Genomic DNA, 23,484 nt, shown 5'->3' with positions numbered 1-23,484 from the left:
TGTCTTCCTTTTTCAATTCATATAGCCATCGCTCAGTGTTCTGAGGAAAGCAATCAACTCATTCATTTCTTGGGTATTCAAAGCGGGGGCAAGTCCTGCACGGTTGTAAGGACCTTCCGTCACATTCACGTTGATGCGCTGCGCTTGGGGCAAGTCGTTGTAGATCACGATTTGCCCCATGGCATCGGTGAACCAAATGCTCGGACTTGTGTCCCGCGTGACATAAAACGCCACGGCTTCTTCAAGCGTACTGAATTTGCCGTTATGAAAGAAACGTTTGCGCTGCGCCACATTGCGCAAGCTGGGCACTTTGAATGCACCGCAGAGATCGGTTATTGCCGATACATCGGCACGCACAGGACCGCACAAGCCTTTGTCGTAAAAATTGGCATCAGCAGCATTCGCAGGTATGTCGTTATTGCGTGGAAGGCCAAGGTTGTCGTAGGTGAAGTCGGTAAACAAGGCTGCCGGTGCGTTGTCAGGTGGGGTGCTGCTGTGGCAGGCTGCACAGTTGCCTTTATCGGTTCGATTGAACCAAGCCAAACCTTTTAACTCGGCATTGGTGAACACGGCCTTGCCCTGTGTCACCGCGTCAAACTTGCTGGTGAATGGGGCAAAGTCTTTGTCCTCGATTTGGTAGCGCTCAAGTGCATAGGCCACTCGCTCGAAGGCGGTGTCGGGGTCATTGAAGATATCTGCGCCAAACACTTGCTTGAAACGCGCCGCATACGGCGCCAATCGCAACTTCGCAATCACGTCAGCGGGCGATGCATTGGCCATTTCGACGGCTCCCAAAAACGGCCCCTTGGCTTGCTCGGCCAAAGAGTTGGCCCGACCATCCCAAAAGAATCCGCCTATGGGTGTGCCATCCGCGGAAAAACGAAATGCGCCATTGAACTTGAGGTAATTCAGTGCGGGTGGCGTGCGCAAGCCCGCTTGATCTAAACCCGTGCCACCTAGGGCTACCGCCCCTGAAAAAGGGGATGCATGACCGATGCTTGGGTCATGGCAAGTCTCACATGACATGGCACCGGAAGCCGATAGGCTGGGGTCTTTGAAGATCAACTTCCCAAGCTCTGCGGCAGCGGACATCACCTCTCCCGATGGATCAGTCGCAGAGCGACCGCCACCACATGAAGCCAAAAATGTCGAACAGATCAATAAAAGCACTGAAAAAGGACGGATTAACACAAGCAACAGTCGGGTGATATGGGTTTCGAGTTAAAATAATTCTAAATGCAAATCATTCCCATTTGTATTGACCCTTTCAAATATCCACCTTCTCTGAGCAGTCTTTTGCCTGCTCAATCACACTGCCATGCATTCACACGCCCCCCTCAGTCCGCAAGACTCGAAGCTGCCAATCACTTTGGAACGACTACGCAGTGGCGAATCTGGCAGTGTCATAGCAGTTAACGTGGACGGTGACTTGAAAAAACGCTTCTTAGCGCTGGGTTTGAAAGAAGGTAGCTCGGTACGAGTGCTGCGTCGTGCCAAATTTGGTGGCCCCATGCACCTGCGCGTGGGCACCAGCGAGTTGATCGTGCGCCTCAAAGATGCGAGCTGCATTTGCCTCGTCTCTGCATTCGCTTCACCCTCCTGATCGGTTCACATGAAACGCGTTGCATTACTGGGCATGCCCAACACGGGCAAATCCACCCTCTTTAATCGGCTCACAGGATCACATGCCAAAGTGGGCAATTGGCCAGGTCTCACGGTTGAACTGCTCAATGCCCGCTTGATCGTGGGCGATCAAGTTGTGCGTCTGGTCGACTTGCCCGGCATCTATGACCTGAATGGCTTTTCGGATGACGAACGTGTGGTCACCAACTTCTTGGACACGCAAGAAACCGACCTCATCCTCTTCGTGCTCAACACATCGCAGTACGAACGCCAACTCAACTTGCTCAGCCAAGTCATGGTCAAAGGTATTCCCGTGCTGCTGGTGATGAACATGGTTGACGAAGCCAGCGCGATGGGCATCACGGTCGATGTCCGGGCCTTGAGCGAAAAACTCGGCCAACCGGTTCATTTGCTGTCAGCCAAATACGGTCAAGGCATGGAACGCTTGTTACCAGCCATTCGCCAAGTCATCAGCACATGCCCCGTCAACACAAAGACGCTAAGCTTGGGTGAAATAGAGCACGCATTTCAAACATCTATCAACGTGCCTGCACAAGCCTCGCATGCATTGACAGAAAAATTAGATGCCGTGTTATTGCATCCAATATTTGGTTTACCGATCTTTTTTGCTGTGATGCTGTTGCTGTTTGAAGGTGTGTTTGCGATTGGCAAACCCCTGCAAGACAGCATGGCTTGGCTACTCAACGCATTGCGAACCCATGCACTCGATCCCTTGTGTGCGGGCTTGCCCTTAATGCTGCAAGGCTTGCTGCTCGATGGGCTATACAACGGCTTGGGCACTGTGGCCAGCTTTGTGCCGCTGATTGTGTTGTTCTTCTTGTTCATGGGCATGGTCGAAGACACTGGTTATTTGTCACGCGCAGCCTTCTTGATGGATGCGTTGATGTCCAAGTTTGGCTTGGATGGACGCAGCTTTGTCATGCTGCTGATGGGCTTTGGCTGCAACGTGCCTGCACTCATGGGCACGCGTGTCATACGATCAAAAGGGCTGCGCTATTTGACGATGCTGACCATACCATTTTCTATGTGTTCGGCGCGCATGCAGGTGTTTGTCTTTTTCATAGCGGCCTTGTTCACCACAGAACAAGCCCCTTGGGTGTTGTTTTCGCTGTATGTGATGAGCATTTTGATGGCCATCTTCACATCGCTCATTTTCAAACGCCAATATGTCAACAACGATGCGTTTGTGTTGGAAATGCCCCCCTACCGTTTCCCTACCCTACGTCAAATGGCCATTACCAGCCAACAAGAAGTCAAACACTTCCTAAATCGCGCCACACGCTTCATTGTGATTGGCGTAGTCATGATTTGGATTCTTACCAATTTCCCACAAGGCATTTCACCGGGCAGCACAGGCACATGGGCGGGACAAATGGGCGAGCTACTGCAACCACTTTTACAGCCTATTGGCATTAACGCCGAGTTGACTATTGCCTTGCTGTTTGGCTTCATCGCCAAAGAAATTGTGATTGGCTCTTTGGCCATCATTTACGGCCAAGAAGGCAGCGCACTAGTGCATGCCATCACAGAGCACATCACTTGGATACAAGCCTACAGCTTCATGCTGTTTGTGTTGATCTACACGCCCTGCGTCTCCACCATTGCAACTATTCGCAATGAAACCAAGAGCCTCAAATTCACGGCCCTGTCACTGGTGTGGCCGCTGTGCAGCGCATGGTTGATCAGCTTTGTTTTTTATCAAACCGCGACTTACCTACAAATGCATTTATTTGACTGACACCCTAAGTATGAAAGGGGTGTATCGACATGCGGTGAGCTTAGGTTGAATGGGTGTCCAGCAGGCGACTAAAACCTATATCAGAAAGGGTTATCCCTATGCGCGGCTGTATTCAAATGTCATGACCCAATCTCTGACTAGGAGTCCTTCATGAAATTGTTTCTTTCCATGTGTTTCAAAGCTTGTTTGTTTGCTGGCATCACCGCCATCAGCCTGCAAAGCAGTTTCGCTCAACAAGCACCCAACGCGACATCAGCGAAAGCTGAGTTGCTGTGGCTAGGTCAGGCCGGCTTTCGCATCAAGACACCCGGTGGTCAAACGATTGTGATTGACCCATGGCTCACGGGCGGCCCCAAAACTCCAGCGCCCTACAAAACCGATATTTCAGCTTTAGGCAAAGTCGACCTGCTATTGGTTACGCATGCACATGTAGACCACATTGGTGATGCAACAGATTTGGCCATCATGCACAAAACAAAGCTCTATGGTCCTGCAGACATGGTGACGCCACTGATCACCCTAGGCCTTCTGCCGGCTGACCTAGGCCACCGTTTCAACAAAACCGGCAGCGTTAAGCCTTTGCCTGGCATCAAGGTGACGGCCGTGCAAGCGGAGCACTCTTCGTTGCTGGTTTGGAAAAATCCCGCGACCAACAAAAATGAATCACATCCTGCTGGCGAAGCAGTGGGCTACATCATTGAACTGGAAAACGGTTTCAAGATCTGGCACATGGGTGATACCGGCCTATTTGGCGATATGAAATTCATCACAGAACGCTACAAGCCAGATTTGGTGCTCATGCCTATCGGTGGCAACTTCACCATGGATCCTGAAGATGCGGCATTCGCTGCACGCAACTGGATCAATCCCAAGATGGTAATTCCTATGCACTACAACTCAAATCCGATGACCAAAGGCACGTTGGATGAATTTCAAAATGCCATGAAAGGAAGCAAAGTGAAAGTCATCCCCATGACAGAAGGACAAACAGTAGCGTTCTAGTGTCAATGTGCGCCACATTGAAAAACCTGTGGACAGGGTTGCTCATTGCAACCCTGTTCCCAACGCTGGTGTTTGGTCAACCGAGTGAAATTTCTCAAGAAATCGCACCGACTGGAACCTTGCGGGCAGTCATCAATTTAGGAAACCCAATCCTTGCGCGAAGAGCCTCCCCACTAGACGAGCCTACAGGTGTATCCGTCGATTTAGCAAAAGCGCTCGCGCAGCGACTCAACCTGCCCTTGAACCTCATCCCAGTCGATTCAGCTGCTCGGTCAGTTGAGTCAGTTACACAGGGGAATGCAGATATTGGATTTTTCGCTATCGATCCCATTCGAGGACAAGGCATTAGCTTCACGCCAGCATATGTACTGATCGAAGGAAGCTATCTGGTGAGAAAGAAATCTCTCATCACACATAACGAACAAGTAGATCAAGCCAATCATCGCATCGTCGTTGGCAAAGGAAGCGCCTATGACCTGTACCTCACTCGAGAGCTAAAACAAGCGCAACTGGTTAGGGCCCCCACCTCACCAATGGTTGTGCCATTTTTCCAAGAGGGAACTTACGACGTAGCAGCTGGCGTAAGACAACAGCTTGAGTCAGACGCTAAAGAATTTGATGATCTGCGCTTGCTACCAGGCCGTTTCATGGTCATCGAACAAGCCATGGGGCAGCCTAATAGAGCCTCCCCGCGCGCGCTGCAAGTCGTCAGGGACTTTGTAGCAGAAATGAAATACAACGGCTTCATACGTGACAGCCTCATCAGACACCAAATTTATGGGGCTAGCATTGCTCCGTAAACGTTCAATGTATTGTTGGTTGGCCACAAACACGCTTGCATTGCGTATGTTTACAAAACACGTGACACAAGTGACTGAGCATCTTTCATCGGATGATGAATAATTTGGAATTCTTTTTGGTCAATCGTCGTTAAAACAGCATTCATACTTCAAAAAAAATCAGACCAACTTATCTTCATCGTTAATGACAGATAATTAGCAAAATCACGAATAGATTGTCCAATTAACTTTCAGGGATTCAGTTTGCTTTTCGATCATTGTGCCGAGTGCCAAAGTTGCTGTCATGTTGATGCAGGCTTTGGGACTCTAGAAATTACGCTCACCAAAGACGAAGCTACCGTGCATAAGCAGCTATGCATCGAAGATCGCTGTACCCACCTTGGCAATCAAGGCTGTCAATTGGGCGATGAAAAGCCTCTCAGTTGCAAGCTATACCCTTTGTCTTTCGACCATCAAGCTAATCAATATTACTTCGATGCCGCCTGCCCACTCTTGCCAGAATACAAACGCCAGCTAAAAAATCCAAACAGCGAAGCCGCCATGCATTTGAAGCAAATGGATCATTTGTTGACGCAGCTCATCGACACCGATAAAGATTTTCTTAAAAGAAACCGGGAAGTTGATTTAGATTTTTTTGAATTAACACCGATCTCCACACCTACTTACTTGAAAAATAAGTCATGACAGATAGCCGATCTAATGTGCTCGAACGTGAAGAGCACTTTGCCGATACCGCCACATCCAACCCAGACCAAAGTGTGGGCTATCAAAGCTGGAACGAAGACAATTTATGCGTTGACAGCTACCACGAAGAGATCCATTACTACACCTCGCGCTGGGATGCTTTGTGTCCTTATGTCGATGTCACGCCAGAAATGCTGGCCATGGCCAAAAAACCATTCATCGTTTATGCGATCCCACCGGAGAGCGCTTATGGCGTTCCCATCAATGACAAATATGGCATGGTCAATGTGGCAGCCGAAGGTTTTTGGACAGAACCCAGACGCGAAAGAAAATTCAAAGAACTCGAAAAACTCTGCCGCTCACTGACAGTGACTGAGTCTGTCGTTCCCGGCTCGTCCCTCACGTTTGACGATGTTTACGAAATGGGTGGTGTTCACTTTGAAAACTACTACATCCACACAGACGAAGTGGAAGGTTTCATTGACTACATCAAGAACTTAGATGTTTTGATCATTCGTGCGTTTGCAGAAAACGGCGACTTGGTGTTGACTGATCTATCCGTTCTGTTGCCAGAGCGCAGTCAAGTGTATGGAAGCTTCTGCCAGTGGAACCCTGAATACAAAAGGTTTTCGCCAGGCATTTTTGCCTGTCTGTTGGCATCTAAATGGGCGGCGAAGAATGGCTATCGCCATTACAACCTCGGGCCCGTCGACGACTACGGCTACAAAGCCCTGTTTGTGAATGAATTTGAGCCAATTTTTGCCGTCGCTGTCACCGACCCCGACCATCCACTGGCTTTGGACACGACTTCACCTCTGCACACGGATTTCTCACCATCCGTTTGGAACAAGATCTATAGAAATCCATAACTCAGGGCGTACGCCCTTGGTTCAAAAGGTGTGTTTTTCACCAAACGCCTCGTCGTAGTCAAAGAATAGCTCTTCGTCTGTCTTTATTTGTTTGAGTGCGACGATATCGCCGTTCTTGAGATACCTCACATTCGGCTCTTTGGAATGGTTCATGTAAAAGGCCATATTCATTGAGTTCAGTCCGATGGAGGGAACCATGTATTTTTTGCTGTCGTAGTAGCAAAACATTTCAACTTCTTTACGAACACTCGCCGGTAGCTTTTTGATTTCCTTCTTAGTGAAATCAAACTCTTTAATTTTGATCAAGCTAACCAGTGGTTTTGCACCTTTAGGAATGCTTCGAAGCGCAAACACGCCAATCCCATGAACCTTAGAAATGCCAAGGCGGCAATAAACCTCTGTTTGAAGGTGATCGATTAATCTTGTTTTATCAATTGCCATGAAAGCCTTAGGTGTTAGCGATATTTCTTAGAAATATACATTAGTTTCCTAAGGCTACCCGCTGCGACACGGACGCCTTTATATACTGGTGTGCAAGCGCAGCGGCGATTCATCTTCGCCTCATCATTCTGAATACTATTTACAACTATTACCCATGGAAATTAAAGTCAACTTTCTCGACAAGCTTCGGTTAGAAGCTAAGTTTGACGACTTCACTGTGATCGCTGACCAACCCATCCGCTACAAGGGCGATGGTTCGGCCCCTGGGCCATTCGATTATTTTCTAGCTTCTTCAGCTTTGTGTGCTGCCTATTTCGTGAAGCTGTATTGCTCAACGCGCAACATTCCTACTGAAAACATTCGACTTTCGCAAAACAACATCGTTGACCCTGAAAATCGCTATCAACAAATATTCAAAATTCAAGTCGAGTTACCAACCGATATCCAAGAGGTTGACCGTCGCGGTATTTTGAATTCAATTGAGCGATGCACGGTTAAAAAAGTGGTGCAAGCAGGTCCTGAATTTGTCATCGAAGAAGTACAGAACCTAGATGCTGACGCACAGTCTTTGCTGACCTTGAAACCCAACGCTGACGCCAGCACCTACATCGTGGGCAAGGACCTCCCACTCGAACAAACCATCGCCAATATGTCTGACATTTTGGCAAACCTAGGAATCAAAATTGAAATTGCGTCGTGGCGCAACATCATCCCTCATGTCTGGTCATTGCACATCCGTGATGCGCATTCGCCGATGTGCTTTACCAATGGGAAGGGAGCAACCAAAGAAAGCGCCCTCGCCTCCGCCTTGGGCGAATACATCGAGCGTCTCAACAACAACCATTTCTACGCTGGGGCATTCTGGGGCGAAGACATCGCCAATGCCGCCTTCGTGCACTACCCCAACGAACGCTGGTTCAAACCAGGTAAAAAAGATGCGCTTCCCAAAGAGCTTCTGGACCCATACTGTCTGCACATCTATAACCCCGATGGCGAGCTGCGCGGCTCTCACCTGATCGACACCAACTCTGGCAACACAGAGCGCGGTATTTGCTCTCTGCCTTATGTGCGCCAGTCGGATGGCGAAGTGGTGTACTTCCCATCAAATCTGATTGAAAACTTGTTTGTCAGTAACGGCATGAGCGCAGGTAACACGCTGGCCGAAGCCCAAGTGCAATGCCTGTCTGAGATTTTCGAACGTGCCGTCAAGCGTGAAATCCTAGAAGGCGAAATCTGTTTACCCGATGTGCCGCAAGACGTGTTGGCTAAATACCCCAGCATCTTGGCTGGCATTCAGGGCTTGGAAGAACAAGGCTTTCCCGTATTGGTCAAAGATGCCTCTCTGGGTGGCACCTACCCCGTGATGTGTGTGACTTTGATGAACCCACGCACAGGGGGTGTTTTTGCATCCTTCGGTGCACACCCAAGCTTTAAAGTGGCGTTAGAACGCAGCCTGACGGAACTGCTTCAAGGCCGCAGTTTTGAAGGCTTGAACGATTTACCCAAACCTACATTTGAAAGCAACGCCGTCACCGAGCCTAATAACTTCGTGGAACACTTCATCGACTCCAGTGGCATCGTGTCATGGCGCTTTTTCAGCAACAAAGCTGATTTTGAATTTGTGGAATGGGACTTTTCGAGCCAAGATGAAAACTCGAATACCCACGAAGCCGCTACCTTGTTTGGCATCCTCAAAGATATGGGCAAAGAAACGTACACAGCGGTATATGACCAATTGGGCGCCATTGCCTGCCGCATATTGGTACCAGGCTATTCAGAAATCTACCCTATTGAAGATTTGATCTGGGACAACACAAACAAGGCACTGCTGTTCCGCGAAGACATCCTCAACTTGCATCGACTCAAGGATGACAGTTTGTCTGCATTGCTTGATCGTTTAGAAAACAACGAGTTGGATGAATATTCAGACGTTGCCACGTTGATTGGCATTGAGTTTGATGACAATACTGAATGGGGACAGCTCACCGTTCTTGAGTTGAAGCTGCTGATACAACTGGCCTTGAAACAATTCGAAGAAGCCCGAGAGTTAGTGGGCGCCTTCTTGCAATACAACGACAACACCGTTGAGCGTGGCTTGTTTTATCAAGCCCTGAATGTAGTGTTAGAGGTCATCCTCGATGATGACCTAGCACTCGACCACTATATGGTCAATTTCCGCCGCATGTTTGGCAATGCACGGATGGATGCAGTCTTGGGGTCCGTTGATGGAAGCATTCGCTTCTATGGCCTCACACCCACCAGCATGCAACTAGAAGGCCTTGAGAGACATCATCGCCTAATGGACAGTTACAAGAAATTACACACGGCACGTGGGATCGCAGCGACAAAATAGAGAGAAATCACACCCAAGCCAATCGCCATTCCAAACTTCAAATTAAGTTGAGGAAATAATCAAGTATCCAACCCAAGCCATATTGGCCATTGCTGACAAACCAAGTACCGCAAAAGTCAGTTTCATCCCCCTCACTCGGTTCGTGAATTTCGGAGGGAGTTCCTTGATGCCTTGGGCATGAAAGTAACGTCCCACAACAAGAAGTAATCCCAGCAGCGCAACTAACTCAGTCGGTGCGCCATTTAGCTCCAAAGCACCTATCAAAAACAGGCCCAATGGCACGTATTCAGCAAAGTTACCATGCGCGCGGATGGCACGTTCTAATTCGTCGATACCTCCAGCACCAATAGAGATCTTATTCTCACGTCGAAGCCTGATGACATTAAACGAGAGCTTAATAAACATCAAAGCCAAGATACTGGCAAACACTGCGGTTGTAATAAGCATGAGGAACTCCTATTCCGTTAAGCGATAAATCATATTTAAAAAAATTTCGATTGCGCGATTATTCCATCATCAACAAATAGGGAGAGATATGCACCAAAGACTCAACAGCACTGAAATAGACCAAGGACTAAAGCAGTTACACAACTGGACATTAGACGCACACAACGCCAGCATTCACAATGAATGGGAATTTGATAGCTTTAAATCGGCTATGCGTTTTTTCTTGAAGATAGGCGAGCTAGCAGAAAAGCTCGATCACCATCCAGAACTTTTATCCAACTTCAGGCACATCAAGATTCGACTCATGACTCACGATGCATACGGGCTAACCTGTAAAGACTTTGAATTGGCTATAGAAATCGATCAACTCATCAAGCAAGAGTTTTCAGCGCATCTGAGCTGAGAGCGGCCTGCTTATGCAAGACAGCGCATTCGAGTAAGCTGCACTCTCGTTAGGTGGATCAAACCGCCTCAAAAAATAGCCACACCGTTTGATGTTGCGTATCGGCAGATATTCGCTTTTGATTTTTTTACGCAAACGATGAATATAGACCTCTACAGCAGAGGTATTGATATCTGTGTTGTTGAAATCCAATACTTTAATAATGTCTACTTTAGAAATAATCTGCCCTACTCTTCTGAGCAAGATGTCTAAGACCTGAGCCTCTCGTTTTGTAAGCGCAATCTGCTTGTCATGAATCCAAGTTTGTTTTGTTTCATGACTGAAGCTCAGTGCACCATATTGACTCACGGATGAAATCAGACCGTGGCTTCGTCTTGTTAATGCACGGACCACTGCACAGAAATGGCTTTTGTCAAACGATGCAGGCAAACACCTGTCAATGCCGGAGTTGAGTAGCTGTACAGAGCATTCAAGATGTTTATCTGATGTGATGGCGATAACAGGTGTAGCGCTAGGTAAATTTCGCTCAAAGCTGATATGTGTCCCATCCTCACAACCTTCCTTCGGATGATGAATGACGATAAGGTCAAACCTTTTCAACTCCAGCGCCGATGGTAAGGCTGATAAAGACTGATAGCGTGATAAAACGGCCTGAAAGCTTGACAAAGCGGCAGATATCTTCTGAGCTAAAGTCTCGCAACTTGTTGCAAGGGCTATCTCAATCATGGGGCGTCTCGGAGGCATCGGCATCATTGGATTCAGGGAAACACATCTTCTCCCCATCCCACTTTTGACCGCACCAACACAATCCATCCTCGTTGATGATGCAAGTCCCTGTTCCGCAGCATCTTGGGTCTTCTGTCATGGGGTTCTCCAATCGGTTGTAAGTCAACAATTAGCACGGCGGTGGTCAGCTACCGTACGATCATCAAATTTCATTTCAGAACTTCTAAGTGCTCGATGCTTGGTGACACGTCCCTTCATTCGCATGCGCCATAGGCGATACGAACTGGGGTTGAGTTCATGGCGCATAAGTCGAATGACATCGGACTCCGAGAGCGCCATGCGTGCCTTGATGGTCTCAAAGGATGTTCTGTCCTCCCAAGCCATTTGAATCACTGCTGATATGTCACCAGCAGATAGACTGGCGAGTCGTTGTGGAAATTTCAATGGCATAGCGAGTCTCCGTGACGCTTAATTTCGTCGGAAGCAATCAAACGCATATCGATCACGCGATTAGGCACGGTTACCCTGCTATAAACAATTTGCGACTTGCTACCGAATGAAATTCCAGCGTTCTTTGGAGACGTGATCTCTGTATGGTCCAGGTACACATTCAATAAACTCAATTGATCAACTGATACACGCAGATCTATCCAATCCAAAATCGAGCCTAGATGCTCTAAGTTTTCTAAATCATGTATCCACTGCCATGCTTGCCCACGCGGAACCCGACCACCACGGCCATCTTTGTTGTAAAGCATGTATGAAAACCTCATGACGCTCTCAAAGCGACATGTGCAGTTGAAAAACTGAGTTGGGTGCTTTGGGCATAAACGGCACAGGCAACGGTTTGAACTTGAACCGACCAATCACATCCGTATATGACTTGACATCTGAAGAAGAAAAATCAGCAAAGTCTGCGATGGTGAAGCTTTTCAATGTTCGCATCACCACCTGCTCAAGTTCGAGTTCATACGAATCATGAAGGTTAACTTCGCCTGTGTTCTCAACAACCATCAAGGTCTTTTCAAATACACAGGCCACATCCCAGATGGAGATCAAGGACACATCACCTTTGATCATGTAGCCGCCACCCGGCCCTTTCATTGACAAGACAAAGCCGTGGTCTTTCAGTGGCTTGAGGATGTTTTCCAAATACGAAATAGACAAATCCAACCGTGGGGAAAGTTCCGTGGTTGTCAGATAGCCCTCCCCCTGCTTGCCAGCAAGCAATACACACAACTCAATGGCGTTGATGGTTTTTTTAGAAATCATGAGAAACCTCCTGTTGAGGAGGATTTTGAGTTATTTATCTACTCATAAGTATTTCCATCACCAAATAATCGATATTTCGTCATATTATCTACTCAACAACTACTCATTGGTGCCATTTTGATGACCCTGCAACCTACAAACGCAGCACTTTATCGTATTGGTGCGGTATCAAAAACGACTGGAATTCCCGTCTCAACCTTACGGATCTGGGAGACGCGCTATGGCGCCTTTCGCCCCGTCAAGACCGAGGGAAAACAACGCTTATTTGAAGAGCACGATGTATCCAAAGCGATGCTGCTCAAGCAACTCTCAAGCGAGGGACATGCCATCAGCACCATCGCCAATCTCGATTTGGCGCAATTGCGTCAAATGAGCAATTTACGAAACAGCGCTCAACACAAACATGCAAGCACCGGTGAGCCATTGACATTGGCTGTTGTGGGCTTGAGCATGGCCAACCGTATCGAATCAAAGAAGTTTGCATCTGGTTTACAACAAAACAGAATCAAAGTGACAGACGTACTGATGGACTTGGCGACCGCCACCAGTGCTTCACTGTCTGAGCAATCGAAAGTGCTGTTGATCAAAGTCAACACACTCCAAGCCGAGGTTCACACCAGCATTCAAGCACTGATCCAAAAGCACAAGTTTGCGCAAACTATCGTCATTTATAACTTTGCACCCGAAGCGGTTGTGCAAGCGATGAAGTTTTCAGGGTTAATTGTGAGGCGAGAGCCCATCTCGGACAGCGAATTGGCCGAACTTATTCAATCGGTTTTGTTTGTGGATCAGGCTCGCGCGCAAGAATTTGGCACAACAGGCAGCGTGATTTCAAGTCGCAAATACTCAGATGAGACATTGACACGTGTGGCTGGCATCTCGACCAATGTGTTGTGCGAGTGCCCCAGGCACGTGGCTGAATTGATTTCACAACTTGCCAGCTTTGAGGAATACAGCCAAGAGTGTTTGAACAAAAACGCAAACGACGCTCACCTCCATGCGTATTTGCGTTCTATTTCGGGTTCTGCCCGAACATTGTTTGAAAACGCACTAGAAAAGATTGCACAACATGAAGGCATTGACTTGCATGAGGATAAAAAATTAGCCATCAAAAAGGTTGAACCATGAATCGGACGCCTTTAAACGTTCTTGGGACAGCCCTTATCCCATGTTCATACGCCCCTTTGACTGGGTACTTCAGAGATGGATGCTGCAACACTGATATGCAGGACCAAGGTAGTCATGTCATCTGCGCCAAGGTCACCCAAGCGTTTTTAGATTTCTCTCTTCACCAAGGAAACGATCTGATAACTCCACGACCTGAATATCGTTTTGCTGGCCTGAAAGCTGGCGATCGATGGTGCTTGTGTGCATTGCGATGGAAGCATGCATATGAGGCTGGTGTTGCGCCAAAAGTTGTGCTTGAAAGTACGCATAGCCGTGCACTTGATTACGTGACGCTGGAGCAACTTCAGTCATGAATGCGCAAGCTTATATTGAGTTACGTGACCTATCGCTAAAAACCCAAATTGGAACATATGGGATTCACGACACAAAACCCAAAGTTCATCTCTTAGACATCACACTTGGAATTGATGCCAATCAAGTATTGATCTCTAGTGATGCAATGGTGCATATTTTTGACTATGACCCATTGATTGCAGAAATTGATCGTCTGGCTCAAGATGGCCACTATGAGACGCAAGAACGACTGATGACGCGCATTGCCTGCGCATGTGTTGTGTATTCAGAAATCAAGACGATAGAACTCTGCCTACGAAAAGCTCCTGTTCACAATGACAGCGGCTCCCTTGGAGTTCGGCTGTTGCTCAACGAGGCGTCAACCAACCATCTACGAAATTCGGCTTTGCCAAAGCCTCACCAGAACTAAAAGCGACACCCATGAATTACTTTAAAAAACTCGAAGGATTTCAGCGGTCCCCTGCTGGCTTAGAGTGGGCGATTTGGAAAAAACTGCCTCTCATTTTGGCAACGGGAACCCTATTGCCACTAGCAGCAAGTGCTCTTACCTATTGCTTCGATGGACTAGACGCAAGCACACAGAGCGCACGAGCGATGGAGCAATTCTTTTATGTCATGGTGGGCCTTGTCATCTTGCACTGGTCACTCGTTCTTACTCTAGCCATAGGGTGCGTCATTGTCATGCTGATGAAAGGACCAGCTTACGTTGCAGATGCCTACGTGATGCAAGTTCCTCCACGCGTCATCCATGACAACTTTGACAATTCATAAATCTATCACCCCATGAGCTATTCCATAGTTTGGTTCAAACGCGATTTACGTTGGCACGACCATGCAGCGCTCGCACATGCAGCCAAGCGTGGTCCGGTGCGTTGCATTTATGTCATTGAAGCCGAACTTTGGTTGCAGCCCGATTGCGCACTTCAACACTTTGAGTTTGTGCGTGAGTCTCTAGAGGTGTTGGATACGCATTTACGAACGATGGGAGGTTGCGTTGAAATTCATACCGGCGAGCTCCCAGAAGTTCTGTCGAAAATTTGGCAAAAGGCACCATTTTCAGAAATTTATTCACACAAAGAAACGGGCAATGGATTGACCTATGCGCGCGACATCAAAGTTGCCGCATGGTGCAAATCCCATGATGTTCTTTGGCAAGAGTTTGCACAGTTTGGCGTCGTGCGAGGACTGAAAAATCGCAATTTATGGCAGAGCGCATGGGAACGACACATGGCATCCCCCATTCATGCGATTGATTCCATCACCTTTTTAGGTCAACCAACGGCAGCGCCATTTGCCATGTCTGCACCGTTACATTTGCAACACAACCCACCCATGAGGCAACGCGGCGGGCGCAAATTGGCATTGAATACGCTGCACAGCTTTTTGCACGCGCGCAGCATTGGTTATCGAGGTGGCATCTCGTCTCCTTTGTCTGCACCTGATGCTTGCTCTCGCTTGTCTGCGTACCTCGCATTTGGCTGCCTCAGCATGCGCGAAGTGGTACAGCAAACACGTGCACACCTTGCAGGTCTCCCCCCTCAGGCCAACCGACACCGTGCGGGCCTAACTGGCTTCGTCAGTCGCTTGTATTGGCATTGCCATTTCATTCAAAAACTTGAGAGTGAGCCTGCAATTGAATGGCGCAATATGCATCGCGGATACGATGACTTGCGCGAAAAAGATTTCAATCAAGACTATTTCGAAGCCCTCAAAGAAGCGCGAACAGGTTGGCCCATGGTCGATGCCTGCGTGGTCATGTTAAGAGAAACAGGTTGGCTGAACTTTCGCATGCGCGCCATGCTAGTCTCGGTCGCCGCATACCCTTTGTGGCTGCATTGGCGTCCTGTCGGCGAATGGCTAGCCACACAATTTTTAGATTATGAACCGGGCATTCATTGGAGCCAGTTACAAATGCAATCTGGCACCACAGGAATCAATACAACGCGTGTATATAACCCCATCAAACAAGCACAGGACCATGATCCACATGGTCAGTTTGTGAAACGTTGGCTGCCACATATGCGCGATGTACCAGACACTTGGCTATTTGAGCCATGGCATATGCCACTAAACTGCCAGATGGATTCGGTTGATCCAATTGGGATCACTCAACCATTGGTAGATTTAGCAACTGCCACACGCACATCCAAGCAGCAGTTGCATGCAAGGCGACAAACGACAGAAGTTAAAGCCGGTAAAAGAGCGGTGATTGAGAAACACGCTTCACGGAAAACATTGCATTCACGAAAAAAAGCATCAATGACACAAACAGCCGACACGCAACAAATTGGCTTTGATTTCTAGAACCTTCAATATGAAAAAACACAAACATCTTATTGGACTGGTACTTGCACTTTTATGGACAGGACACGTCATGGCAATTGAAGAACCTAAATACGAAGTCCTACGATCGGATGGCTCCTATGAAATTCGGCAATACGCACCCATTTTGATTGCTGAAACTCTTGTTGAAGGCGATATGGATGAGGCATCCAACAAAGGCTTTCGACTGATTGCTGATTTCATATTTGGTAACAACCAAGCAGCAGATTCAGTGACAGATGCAAAGATTGCAATGACAGCTCCGGTCACGGTCCAACCGCAGAAAGATGCGCTAAACATGCAATCAGCTGAACAATGGCGTGTCAATTTCGTCATGCCAAGTCAATATACGCTTGCGTCCATTCCTAAGCCCAAGAATAGCGCTGTGAAGTTAAGAGAAGTTCCAAGCAAACACTTTGTTGTCCTGAAGTACTCTGGTTTCAATACGGTTTCTAGAGTTCAATCTAAAACACGAGAAGCAACCAATTGGATCAACAGCCACAATTTGAAAGCAATTGGTACGCCTCAGCTATCACGCTATGACCCACCTTGGACACTACCAATGTTTAGAAGGAACGAGATCATGATCGAAATTTCTGCGCCCTAAAAAACAAAAGCTCATTAGGGCATATGAAGTGAGCAATAAACCTGTAAAGCTTAGGCAAGCTCTCGCATGGCTTTGATCAAGTCGGATTTCCCTTCAAAGCCAATGCCAGGCAGTGCAGGCAGATCGACGTAGCCTTGATTAACTCTCACACCATCAGGGAATCCACCATAGGGCTGGAACAAATCTGGGTAACTTTCATTACCGCCCAAACCTAGACCTGCAGCAATGGCCAACGACATTTGATGACCGCCATGAGGGATGCAACGCTTAGGCGACCACCCGTATTCCTTCAACATATCCAGCGTTCTCAAATACTCCACCAATCCGTAACTCAACGCGCAGTCAAACTGTAGCCAATCACGATCGGGGCGCATACCACCGTGGCGAATGAGGTTGCGCGCATCCTGCATGGAGAACAAGTTTTCACCTGTCGCCATAGAACCCTGATACACCTTACCTAGCTCAGCTTGCAGTTCGTAATCTAAGGGGTCACCCGCCTCCTCATACCAAAACAAGGGATACTGAGACATGGCCTTGCCATAGGCAATGGCTGTGGCCAGATCAAAGCGACCATTTGCATCGACAGCCAACTGCTGGCCAGGACCTAATATTTTCAAAACAGACTCAATGCGCTCACAGTCCTCAGCCAACGACGCGCCACCGATTTTCATTTTCACGACCGAATAGCCACGATCTAGATAGCTAGTCATTTCATTCTTCAGTTGATCCAAGCCTTTACCTGGATAGTAGTAACCACCTGCAGCGTAAACAAAGACTTTGGTGTTTGCATGACCATTGCCGTAGTCATCTGCCAAGTGTTGATAAAGCGGCTTTTCAGCAATCTTTGCAACAGCATCCCACACAGCCATATCGATCGTACCCACAGCGACTGAACGTTCGCCATGGCCTCCAGGCTTTTCGTTTGTCATCATGCGTGCCCACAACTTATGCGGATCAAGATTGGTGCCTGCATCATTCAATAAACTCGCAGGTTCAGCCTCCAAAAGACGAGGAATGAATCGCTCACGAATCAAACCGCCCTGACCATAGCGACCATTTGAATTGAATCCATAACCCACCACAGGTTTGCCATCACGGATGACATCAGTGACCACAGCCACCAAACTAAGTGTCATTTTTGAAAAGTCGATATAGGCGTTGCGGATATCAGATTTGATGAAGCGAGTTGATTCAAGAATGTTGACGATTTTCATGATGGATTTAATTCATTGATGCAGCGAAGAACCGCCGCAAATTGTGATTTCTTGCCCAGTGATTACAGATGCCGTTGGAAATAACACGCAGCCCCAAAATAGATCAATAGTGAATCACACGCGGTGAGCCACCTCCTACAGGAATTGCATCACCGTTAATAGCCCGCGACTTCGGAGATGCAAGGAAGGCAACCACATCTGCAACTTCTACAGCTGTCACAACTTTTCCTGTGGAGTTTCCAGCATTGAAGTCCGCAAGTACCACGGACTCATTGACGCCTCTACTTTGAGCTTGATGGGTCACCAATGCAGCGGTACGCTCAGTCACGGTCAACCCCGGATGCACCACAGTGACATTAATTCCAAATGGTCCCAATTCATCGGCGAGGTTTTTAGTCAATGCAGCCACGCTGACGTTTCGAATACTCCCTACAGCATTGCCTGTTGATCGCGCTGCTAATCCACTGATGTTGATGATGCGCCCCCAGCCACGCGCCTTCATGCCAGGAGCCATGACCTGCGCCGTACGTAGGTAGCCCATAACCTTGATATCTAATTGTTGATGGAAGTATTCACCCGTAATTTCTGCGAGTCCTGGTGGCTTCGCATAGCCAGCGGGCTCTGCCGCTGCGTTGACCAAGATATCAAGGCCGCCGCCTAGGGCCTCTTCAGCTTCGATGACGGCTTTCTTTACGGCATCAAGGTCACCTGTATCAGCGCAAACGCCAATGATTAAACGTCCCGTGAGCCCTGAAAGCTCGGAAGCTGTCAATGCAAGTTGGGCTTTATCTCTCGCAAGAAGAGCAACATCAACACCTTCTGCTGCCAACGCGCGTGCGACTGCTTTACCAATGCCACGACTTCCGCCTGTGACTAACGCACGTTTACCTTTAAGTTGAAGATCCATGAAATCTTGACTCCTTACAAAAATATTAATGACCCAGTTTTTTCAGCTATTGACTACAGCAGTTTTTCCAGGGCGTCCAGGAATCATTGAAAGCATGTGATCACTGATGCCACCATCGACCACCAAGTTTTGGCCATTTACATAAGAAGCTTGTGGGCTGATCAGGTACTTTACAGCCTCGCCAATATCATCCGCTCGACCGATTCGATGCATTGGTACCAGGGCCTCTCGCTGCTGCTTAATGTGTTCATCTTGGTAGACCGCTTCCGTCAGAGGCGTTCGAATCATGCCAGGACACACCGTATTTGCACGAATACCCAAGCAACCCCACTCTTGTGCCAGCTGTCGACACAACATGATCAGCGCAGCTTTGGCAGGTGAATAAGCACCATAGCCGGGATGCGGACTCAAGCCAGACATAGACGCAATCGCCGTGATACTGCCTTGTGTTTTTTTCAAAGATTCGAAGGCGGCTTTTGCCATCACCCACACAGAGCGCACATTGAGATGGAAGGTCATGTCCCACTGCTCAACGGGCAAGCTCTCTAACTTGCCTGGTCCTGAGGCACCGGCCACACACACCAAGGCGTCTATGTCTCCGTGCACTCGAACGGCATCCCTCACAAGTTGTTCGCAGACTTGATGCTGCGTCACATCACCGCTAAGTCCTTGTACGCTCACCCCTGTGGCTCGCAGACGATGTACCAAAGTCTGCAATCGTTCCCCCTCTGTGGAGCTGGTTACCGTTAAATGAAGGTCAGGATAAATCGACGGATAGGCTTGGCATAGACTTTCACAGATACCCTGCCCGATACCCCCTGTGGCGCCAGTAATCAATACATGCATGACTTGTCTCCATGAAAAAAGCCACCTGCATTTCAGCAGGTGGCGATGGGTTCACATGTTTACATTTTGCACAGCGGCGAAGGGGCAGGAATGATGGAAGGTGGGAAAGTTTGTTCAATCACAGGACGCAAGACACCGTCAGCCACTTTGGCGCGGCCAACGTAGTTGGGTAGCAACAATTGGTTATCTGCCGCGCGCATGGTCACGTTGCCATAAATGGAGTCTATTTGAGCACCGCGCAATGATTTACTCACATCTTCTGGCTTCACGCTTTTAGAAAGCTTGACGCCTTCAAACATCACTTGTGCACCGTTGTAGGCTTGGCCTTCGTTGTCGGTTGGCAAGCGATTGAACTTGGCACGCCATGCGGACACAAATGCTTTGTTACGTGCGCTGTCAATGTCAGGCGTGTAACCCGTGGTGCCAGGTGTGCCTTCCAGGGCTTTGCCTGTCCCATTGATCATGAAGTTCAAGATCAACGAATGGCCCACCAATTTGGTTTTAGGAATCAAACCAAATTCTTCTGCTTGTTTCACAAACGCAATCGCATCGCGACCTGTCTCTGCCACCCACACCGCATCCACGTTAGCAGCTTTCAATTGCGCGATATAAGGTGAGAAGTCTTTCGTGCCTAAAGGCGCGTACAAGGTCAAAGGAACAGTTTTACCAATAGACTCAGCGGCTTTTTTAAACGATTCGCCCGAGTCACGACCCCATACATAGTCTGCCGCCATCACCGCATAGGTTTTACCAGGCAAGTTTTTCGCCCATTGGTTGATCATGGCGATGTCCATATTGTCCGCGTGATTGGTGCGGAAGGCGCGTGGCTTGCAGGTGTCGCCTGTGATCTTGTCAGATTTGCTGGCCACCACAAAATACGCAGCATCCCAGCGGTCCAAGTTTTGGGCAATTGCTAAAGAAATAGAGGATGGAATGGCACCGATCAACAAGTTGTAGCCATCACGTGCCAATTTTTCAGCCACGCGACGACCAGCATCGGGCGTACCTTCGTCATCAGCCTCTTGGAACTCCACCTTACGGCCATCCACACCACCTTTGGTATTGGCTTCTTCAATCGCGAATTTGATGGCGCGTATCACTTCTTCGCCTTGCTCAGCAAACACACCCGACTTGGATGAAACCAATCCGACTTTGACGGGTTCTTTGCCTTGCGCCATCACACTGAATGGCAACACTGCAACCCATGCGACGACTGCCACCGCTGCTTGAACTTTTTTCATTTTGAACATGTCTTGTCTCCTTATTGAATTTGCCGGATGCGGTCCGACCACCGTTTTCGAAAAAATCAAACCATCACATGACTTTCAAGATCATGCAAACACTCTCGCGAGTTCTCCACGCGCCCCTGCGCCACCACCGCACCTTTGGCCATCGCCAAATAGCGCTCTGCCACGCGCACGACCAAACTCATGTTTTGTTCAATTAGCAGCAATGCCGTCCCTTGATCCGCGACTTGGTTAAAGATCACTGCCAACTGATCCACGATCACAGGTGCCAGCCCCTCAGTGGGCTCATCCAATAAAATCAAAGACGGGTTGGCCATCAAGGCACGCCCCACAGCTAGCATTTGCTGCTGACCACCAGACAACGCAGTACCAGGAGTGTGGGCGCGCTCTTCGAGGATCGGAAACAACTTGTAGATTTCCTTTACTGACCAAGGTCCCTTGCGACCTACGGCAGCGCCAAGCAACAAGTTTTCTTCTACTGATAAATTTGCCACGATACAGCGCCCCTGTGGCACCACTGCCATCCCATGCTGAGCAGCCATGTATGCGCGCAACTTCGTGTACGACTTGCCATCTAAACCAACGGTCCCCTCACGCAGCGTGGCCAAACCCAAAATAGTATTAACTACCGTGGTTTTGCCCACGCCATTTCGGCCAATCAGTGCCACACGTTCTCCTGCATTCACATGCAAGCTAAGGTCGTGCAAGATGTGAGCTGCGCCGTAGTAAGCGTTGAGATTTTTTAAATTTAATAAAGCACTCATGCGGCACTCCCCAAATAAGCTTCGCGCACACGAGGGTCAGCACGCACCAACGCTGGCTCACCACTAGAGATGACACGTCCAAGCTCAAACACCGTCACCACATCTGAAATACCAAACACTACATCCATGTCGTGTTCGACCAGCAAGACTGACACATCCCATGACGATGTCAATCGCTTCAAATGCTGAGCCAAATCCAAGGACTCTTTGACCGATAAGCCAGCCATTGGCTCATCCAACAGCAAGACCGACGGACGCCCAACCAGCGCTAACGCCAAGTCCAAACGGCGTTGCTCGCCGTAACCTAGCTCTTGCGCCTCGACGTTGGCCAAGGGCCACAAGTCCAACTCTTCCAACACCGCTTGTGCATCGGCCTGCGAATCCGCAACACCCATCTTGTGCGAAGCCAGCTCAACTTGTTTGCCCACCAGCATTTGTCCAAAAATACTGGTGCGTTGAAAGCTGCGTGATAAGCCGCGCATGCGCCGCTCTACAACACCCATTTGAGACACATCTTCACCGCGCAGCACCACCTTGCCTCGGGTGAGTTGGCGACGCCCAGTGATGGCATCAATCACGGTGGACTTGCCCGCGCCGTTGGGACCTATGAGGCCGCGAATTTGTCCCTTCTCTAAGGTCAGAGCCACACCATCCACAGCTTTCACACCGCCGTAATGGATAGCTACGTCTTCTGCTTGCAATACATAGTCAGTCATATGTCGATCCTCTTGACGATTCAGTGGCCACGCACTGCTGGCTTACCTGCTGTTTGCTTTGGCAAGAACCAGCTCATCAAAGCACCCGCAATGCCAGTGGGTGAAAAAACGATCACTGCAATCAGCACCAAGCCAAAAATCGTCATCCAATGGCTAGCGTAGTCACCCAAGATGTCTTTGAAAATGAAGTACACCACCGCACCCAGCGCAGGCCCCCACAACACTTTGAAGCCACCTACCACGACCATCATCAAGGTCATACCAGACAAGCTCCAATGCAAGTTCTCTGGTGAGACAAAACCTGTGTTGAGTGCAGACAACACACCCGCCACAGCGGTGATCAAGGCAGACAAGGCATAGACCGAGGCACGTGGCAACAATGTAGAGATGCCAATGAATCGCGCGCGCTCTTCGTTGTCACGCACGGCTTCGGTGATGGCCCCAAAACGGCTGCGCAACAACCACGCCACCAAGAACATCACCACCACCAAGGTGGACCAGCAAATGAGGAACATGCTGCTGGGCTTCAAAATTTGCGACACAGGAAAACCAAACAAGTTAGATGGCCAATCGATATTCATCCCATCTGCACCACCGGTGAATCCGCGTGCGCGAGAGGCCGTCAGGTAAAACATTTGGCCAATCGCCAACGTCAACATACCAAACGCTACACCTGGCACACGCACGATGATGAGACCAAAAATAAATCCAACCACCGTAATGATCAACAGCGTCCACAAAATGATAGTTTCAGCCGATGCCACTTGCAGCTGCAACATGATGCCCAGCAAATAGCCAGCTGATCCGAAATACAAGGCATGACCAAAACTGACCATCCCGTTTTGCTTCAACAGCACACCAATGCCAAGCGCAAATACGGCATACACAATGGCTTGGGTGAAAAGCGATAACACGGTGCCAGAAGACACCCCCGTAACCACCCCCACCCCCAACAGCAATGCCAGCGCTGAGGCAAGCAATGAACGATTCATCGTCATAA

28 protein-coding genes are annotated in these 23,484 nt (G+C 48.8%); 14 read left to right on the top strand and 14 right to left on the bottom strand.

Features of this window, described 5'->3' with window-relative positions:
- Window positions 1–12 precede the first annotated feature (12 nt).
- Window positions 13–1,092 carry a cytochrome-c peroxidase gene (locus B9Z35_RS03815; protein WP_108282310.1) on the bottom strand — a complete coding sequence of 360 codons (1,080 nt, stop codon included), beginning with the start codon at window positions 1,090–1,092 and terminating at the stop codon, window positions 13–15.
- Between the two features lie 226 nt (window positions 1,093–1,318).
- Between B9Z35_RS03815 and B9Z35_RS03810 the strand changes: the two genes are divergently transcribed.
- The 6 genes from B9Z35_RS03810 to B9Z35_RS03785 all read left to right on the top strand — a co-directional run bounded on the left by B9Z35_RS03810 (window position 1,319) and on the right by B9Z35_RS03785 (window position 6,737).
- Window positions 1,319–1,603, top strand: coding sequence for a FeoA family protein (locus B9Z35_RS03810; protein ID WP_108282309.1), 285 nt, complete (start codon window positions 1,319–1,321; stop codon window positions 1,601–1,603).
- Between the two features lie 9 nt (window positions 1,604–1,612).
- A complete protein-coding gene (feoB, locus tag B9Z35_RS03805) occupies window positions 1,613–3,382 on the top strand; it encodes a ferrous iron transport protein B (protein WP_108282308.1) in 1,770 nt (589 codons plus the stop codon).
- 150 nt (window positions 3,383–3,532) lie between these two features.
- Window positions 3,533–4,384, top strand: coding sequence for a metal-dependent hydrolase (locus B9Z35_RS03800; protein WP_108282307.1), 852 nt, complete (start codon window positions 3,533–3,535; stop codon window positions 4,382–4,384).
- 17 nt (window positions 4,385–4,401) lie between these two features.
- Window positions 4,402–5,184, top strand: a complete 783-nt coding sequence (locus B9Z35_RS03795) for an ABC transporter substrate-binding protein (RefSeq protein WP_370444104.1) — start codon at window positions 4,402–4,404, stop codon at window positions 5,182–5,184.
- Between the two features lie 243 nt (window positions 5,185–5,427).
- Window positions 5,428–5,868: a hypothetical protein gene (locus B9Z35_RS03790; RefSeq protein WP_108282305.1), complete on the top strand. Its 441-nt coding sequence runs from the start codon at window positions 5,428–5,430 to the stop codon at window positions 5,866–5,868.
- Complete coding sequence (locus B9Z35_RS03785; RefSeq protein ID WP_108282304.1) at window positions 5,865–6,737, top strand: GNAT family N-acetyltransferase; 873 nt, start codon at window positions 5,865–5,867, stop codon at window positions 6,735–6,737. Before B9Z35_RS03790 ends, B9Z35_RS03785 begins: the two co-directional genes overlap by 4 nt.
- A gap of 21 nt (window positions 6,738–6,758) precedes the next feature.
- On the opposite strand, the gene B9Z35_RS03780 is transcribed toward B9Z35_RS03785, so the two are convergent.
- The gene (locus B9Z35_RS03780; RefSeq protein WP_108282303.1) at window positions 6,759–7,178 is read right to left on the bottom strand and encodes an SET domain-containing protein; all 420 of its coding nucleotides are present in this window, start codon (window positions 7,176–7,178) and stop codon (window positions 6,759–6,761) included.
- Window positions 7,179–7,332: 154 nt separating this feature from the next.
- Between B9Z35_RS03780 and B9Z35_RS03775 the strand changes: the two genes are divergently transcribed.
- Window positions 7,333–9,531, top strand: coding sequence for an OsmC domain/YcaO domain-containing protein (locus B9Z35_RS03775; RefSeq protein WP_108282302.1), 2,199 nt, complete (start codon window positions 7,333–7,335; stop codon window positions 9,529–9,531).
- A 42-nt stretch (window positions 9,532–9,573) separates the two neighbouring features.
- On the opposite strand, the gene B9Z35_RS03770 is transcribed toward B9Z35_RS03775, so the two are convergent.
- Window positions 9,574–9,978, bottom strand: a complete 405-nt coding sequence (locus tag B9Z35_RS03770) for an MAPEG family protein (RefSeq protein WP_108282301.1) — start codon at window positions 9,976–9,978, stop codon at window positions 9,574–9,576.
- 88 nt (window positions 9,979–10,066) lie between these two features.
- Here B9Z35_RS03770 and B9Z35_RS03765 point away from each other — a divergent pair, with 88 nt between their 5' ends.
- On the top strand, window positions 10,067–10,381 hold the full coding sequence (locus B9Z35_RS03765) for a 4a-hydroxytetrahydrobiopterin dehydratase (protein WP_108282300.1): 315 nt from the start codon (window positions 10,067–10,069) through the stop codon (window positions 10,379–10,381).
- Here B9Z35_RS03765 and B9Z35_RS03760 read toward each other — a convergent pair.
- From B9Z35_RS03760 to B9Z35_RS03745, 4 genes are all read right to left on the bottom strand, one after another.
- Window positions 10,364–11,107 (bottom strand): response regulator transcription factor, encoded by a 744-nt coding sequence (locus B9Z35_RS03760; protein WP_158268111.1) that lies wholly within the window; start codon window positions 11,105–11,107, stop codon window positions 10,364–10,366. The two genes, B9Z35_RS03765 and B9Z35_RS03760, sit on opposite strands and share 18 nt — an antisense overlap.
- A gap of 162 nt (window positions 11,108–11,269) precedes the next feature.
- The gene (locus B9Z35_RS03755) at window positions 11,270–11,557 is read right to left on the bottom strand and encodes a TIGR03643 family protein (protein WP_108282298.1); all 288 of its coding nucleotides are present in this window, start codon (window positions 11,555–11,557) and stop codon (window positions 11,270–11,272) included.
- Window positions 11,548–11,865 carry a hypothetical protein gene (locus B9Z35_RS03750; protein WP_108282297.1) on the bottom strand — a complete coding sequence of 106 codons (318 nt, stop codon included), beginning with the start codon at window positions 11,863–11,865 and terminating at the stop codon, window positions 11,548–11,550. Before B9Z35_RS03750 ends, B9Z35_RS03755 begins: the two co-directional genes overlap by 10 nt.
- Window positions 11,866–11,887: 22 nt before the next feature.
- Window positions 11,888–12,379, bottom strand: coding sequence for an Rrf2 family transcriptional regulator (locus B9Z35_RS03745; RefSeq protein ID WP_108282296.1), 492 nt, complete (start codon window positions 12,377–12,379; stop codon window positions 11,888–11,890).
- 120 nt (window positions 12,380–12,499) lie between these two features.
- On the opposite strand from B9Z35_RS03745, the gene B9Z35_RS03740 reads away from it, so the two are divergent.
- Genes B9Z35_RS03740 through B9Z35_RS03715 form a run of 6 tightly spaced genes read left to right on the top strand, consistent with a single transcriptional unit; the run spans window position 12,500 to window position 16,790 of the window.
- Window positions 12,500–13,507 (top strand): MerR family transcriptional regulator, encoded by a 1,008-nt coding sequence (locus B9Z35_RS03740; RefSeq protein WP_108282295.1) that lies wholly within the window; start codon window positions 12,500–12,502, stop codon window positions 13,505–13,507.
- On the top strand, window positions 13,504–13,860 hold the full coding sequence (locus B9Z35_RS03735; RefSeq protein WP_108282294.1) for a DUF2237 family protein: 357 nt from the start codon (window positions 13,504–13,506) through the stop codon (window positions 13,858–13,860). The genes B9Z35_RS03740 and B9Z35_RS03735 overlap by 4 nt, the downstream gene beginning before the upstream one ends.
- Window positions 13,857–14,270: a dihydroneopterin aldolase gene (locus B9Z35_RS03730; RefSeq protein ID WP_108282293.1), complete on the top strand. Its 414-nt coding sequence runs from the start codon at window positions 13,857–13,859 to the stop codon at window positions 14,268–14,270. The genes B9Z35_RS03735 and B9Z35_RS03730 overlap by 4 nt, the downstream gene beginning before the upstream one ends.
- Before the next feature lie 11 nt (window positions 14,271–14,281).
- Window positions 14,282–14,632 (top strand): hypothetical protein, encoded by a 351-nt coding sequence (locus tag B9Z35_RS03725; protein ID WP_108282292.1) that lies wholly within the window; start codon window positions 14,282–14,284, stop codon window positions 14,630–14,632.
- A gap of 12 nt (window positions 14,633–14,644) precedes the next feature.
- On the top strand, window positions 14,645–16,165 hold the full coding sequence (locus tag B9Z35_RS03720) for a cryptochrome/deoxyribodipyrimidine photo-lyase family protein (protein WP_108282291.1): 1,521 nt from the start codon (window positions 14,645–14,647) through the stop codon (window positions 16,163–16,165).
- Between the two features lie 10 nt (window positions 16,166–16,175).
- Window positions 16,176–16,790 carry a heme-binding protein gene (locus B9Z35_RS03715; protein WP_233246459.1) on the top strand — a complete coding sequence of 205 codons (615 nt, stop codon included), beginning with the start codon at window positions 16,176–16,178 and terminating at the stop codon, window positions 16,788–16,790.
- 50 nt (window positions 16,791–16,840) lie between these two features.
- Here B9Z35_RS03715 and B9Z35_RS03710 read toward each other — a convergent pair whose 3' ends face one another.
- The 7 genes from B9Z35_RS03710 to B9Z35_RS03680 form a co-directional block, all read right to left on the bottom strand.
- On the bottom strand, window positions 16,841–18,004 hold the full coding sequence (locus tag B9Z35_RS03710; RefSeq protein ID WP_108282290.1) for a mandelate racemase/muconate lactonizing enzyme family protein: 1,164 nt from the start codon (window positions 18,002–18,004) through the stop codon (window positions 16,841–16,843).
- A 103-nt stretch (window positions 18,005–18,107) separates the two neighbouring features.
- Window positions 18,108–18,911 carry an SDR family NAD(P)-dependent oxidoreductase gene (locus B9Z35_RS03705; protein WP_108282289.1) on the bottom strand — a complete coding sequence of 268 codons (804 nt, stop codon included), beginning with the start codon at window positions 18,909–18,911 and terminating at the stop codon, window positions 18,108–18,110.
- A 42-nt stretch (window positions 18,912–18,953) separates the two neighbouring features.
- On the bottom strand, window positions 18,954–19,757 hold the full coding sequence (locus B9Z35_RS03700) for an SDR family NAD(P)-dependent oxidoreductase (RefSeq protein WP_108282288.1): 804 nt from the start codon (window positions 19,755–19,757) through the stop codon (window positions 18,954–18,956).
- A gap of 59 nt (window positions 19,758–19,816) precedes the next feature.
- Window positions 19,817–21,007: an ABC transporter substrate-binding protein gene (locus tag B9Z35_RS03695; protein ID WP_108282287.1), complete on the bottom strand. Its 1,191-nt coding sequence runs from the start codon at window positions 21,005–21,007 to the stop codon at window positions 19,817–19,819.
- A gap of 56 nt (window positions 21,008–21,063) precedes the next feature.
- The gene (locus B9Z35_RS03690) at window positions 21,064–21,768 is read right to left on the bottom strand and encodes an ABC transporter ATP-binding protein (RefSeq protein ID WP_108282286.1); all 705 of its coding nucleotides are present in this window, start codon (window positions 21,766–21,768) and stop codon (window positions 21,064–21,066) included.
- Window positions 21,765–22,484, bottom strand: a complete 720-nt coding sequence (locus tag B9Z35_RS03685; RefSeq protein ID WP_108282285.1) for an ABC transporter ATP-binding protein — start codon at window positions 22,482–22,484, stop codon at window positions 21,765–21,767. Before B9Z35_RS03685 ends, B9Z35_RS03690 begins: the two co-directional genes overlap by 4 nt.
- 20 nt (window positions 22,485–22,504) lie before the next feature.
- Window positions 22,505–23,482 (bottom strand): branched-chain amino acid ABC transporter permease, encoded by a 978-nt coding sequence (locus tag B9Z35_RS03680; RefSeq protein ID WP_108282284.1) that lies wholly within the window; start codon window positions 23,480–23,482, stop codon window positions 22,505–22,507.
- Between the last annotated feature and the right edge of the window lie 2 nt (window positions 23,483–23,484).

It is taken from the genome of Limnohabitans sp. Jir61 (assembly GCF_003063545.1).
In the GTDB taxonomy this organism is placed as follows: domain Bacteria; phylum Pseudomonadota; class Gammaproteobacteria; order Burkholderiales; family Burkholderiaceae_C; genus Limnohabitans.
The sequence above is the reverse complement of the archived record's forward strand: the minus strand, read 5'-3'. Positions and strand labels throughout refer to the sequence as shown.

Bases quoted from the DNA above. Each gene is read 5' to 3' on its own strand.
- B9Z35_RS03815 (WP_108282310.1), bottom strand. From the start codon at position 1,092: ATGTCCGCTGCCGCAGAGCTTGGGAAGTTGATCTTCAAAGACCCCAGC.
- B9Z35_RS03810 (WP_108282309.1), top strand. From the start codon at position 1,319: ATGCATTCACACGCCCCCCTCAGTCCGCAAGACTCGAAGCTGCCAATC.
- feoB (WP_108282308.1), top strand. From the start codon at position 1,613: ATGAAACGCGTTGCATTACTGGGCATGCCCAACACGGGCAAATCCACC.
- B9Z35_RS03800 (WP_108282307.1), top strand. From the start codon at position 3,533: ATGAAATTGTTTCTTTCCATGTGTTTCAAAGCTTGTTTGTTTGCTGGC.
- B9Z35_RS03785 (WP_108282304.1), top strand. From the start codon at position 5,865: ATGACAGATAGCCGATCTAATGTGCTCGAACGTGAAGAGCACTTTGCC.
- B9Z35_RS03780 (WP_108282303.1), bottom strand. From the start codon at position 7,178: ATGGCAATTGATAAAACAAGATTAATCGATCACCTTCAAACAGAGGTT.
- B9Z35_RS03775 (WP_108282302.1), top strand. From the start codon at position 7,333: ATGGAAATTAAAGTCAACTTTCTCGACAAGCTTCGGTTAGAAGCTAAG.
- B9Z35_RS03770 (WP_108282301.1), bottom strand. From the start codon at position 9,978: ATGCTTATTACAACCGCAGTGTTTGCCAGTATCTTGGCTTTGATGTTT.
- B9Z35_RS03765 (WP_108282300.1), top strand. From the start codon at position 10,067: ATGCACCAAAGACTCAACAGCACTGAAATAGACCAAGGACTAAAGCAG.
- B9Z35_RS03760 (WP_158268111.1), bottom strand. From the start codon at position 11,107: ATGATTGAGATAGCCCTTGCAACAAGTTGCGAGACTTTAGCTCAGAAG.
- B9Z35_RS03755 (WP_108282298.1), bottom strand. From the start codon at position 11,557: ATGCCATTGAAATTTCCACAACGACTCGCCAGTCTATCTGCTGGTGAC.
- B9Z35_RS03750 (WP_108282297.1), bottom strand. From the start codon at position 11,865: ATGCTTTACAACAAAGATGGCCGTGGTGGTCGGGTTCCGCGTGGGCAA.
- B9Z35_RS03745 (WP_108282296.1), bottom strand. From the start codon at position 12,379: ATGATTTCTAAAAAAACCATCAACGCCATTGAGTTGTGTGTATTGCTT.
- B9Z35_RS03740 (WP_108282295.1), top strand. From the start codon at position 12,500: ATGACCCTGCAACCTACAAACGCAGCACTTTATCGTATTGGTGCGGTA.
- B9Z35_RS03735 (WP_108282294.1), top strand. From the start codon at position 13,504: ATGAATCGGACGCCTTTAAACGTTCTTGGGACAGCCCTTATCCCATGT.
- B9Z35_RS03730 (WP_108282293.1), top strand. From the start codon at position 13,857: ATGAATGCGCAAGCTTATATTGAGTTACGTGACCTATCGCTAAAAACC.
- B9Z35_RS03725 (WP_108282292.1), top strand. From the start codon at position 14,282: ATGAATTACTTTAAAAAACTCGAAGGATTTCAGCGGTCCCCTGCTGGC.
- B9Z35_RS03720 (WP_108282291.1), top strand. From the start codon at position 14,645: ATGAGCTATTCCATAGTTTGGTTCAAACGCGATTTACGTTGGCACGAC.
- B9Z35_RS03715 (WP_233246459.1), top strand. From the start codon at position 16,176: ATGAAAAAACACAAACATCTTATTGGACTGGTACTTGCACTTTTATGG.
- B9Z35_RS03710 (WP_108282290.1), bottom strand. From the start codon at position 18,004: ATGAAAATCGTCAACATTCTTGAATCAACTCGCTTCATCAAATCTGAT.
- B9Z35_RS03705 (WP_108282289.1), bottom strand. From the start codon at position 18,911: ATGGATCTTCAACTTAAAGGTAAACGTGCGTTAGTCACAGGCGGAAGT.
- B9Z35_RS03700 (WP_108282288.1), bottom strand. From the start codon at position 19,757: ATGCATGTATTGATTACTGGCGCCACAGGGGGTATCGGGCAGGGTATC.
- B9Z35_RS03695 (WP_108282287.1), bottom strand. From the start codon at position 21,007: ATGTTCAAAATGAAAAAAGTTCAAGCAGCGGTGGCAGTCGTCGCATGG.
- B9Z35_RS03690 (WP_108282286.1), bottom strand. From the start codon at position 21,768: ATGAGTGCTTTATTAAATTTAAAAAATCTCAACGCTTACTACGGCGCA.
- B9Z35_RS03685 (WP_108282285.1), bottom strand. From the start codon at position 22,484: ATGACTGACTATGTATTGCAAGCAGAAGACGTAGCTATCCATTACGGC.
- B9Z35_RS03680 (WP_108282284.1), bottom strand. From the start codon at position 23,482: ATGACGATGAATCGTTCATTGCTTGCCTCAGCGCTGGCATTGCTGTTG.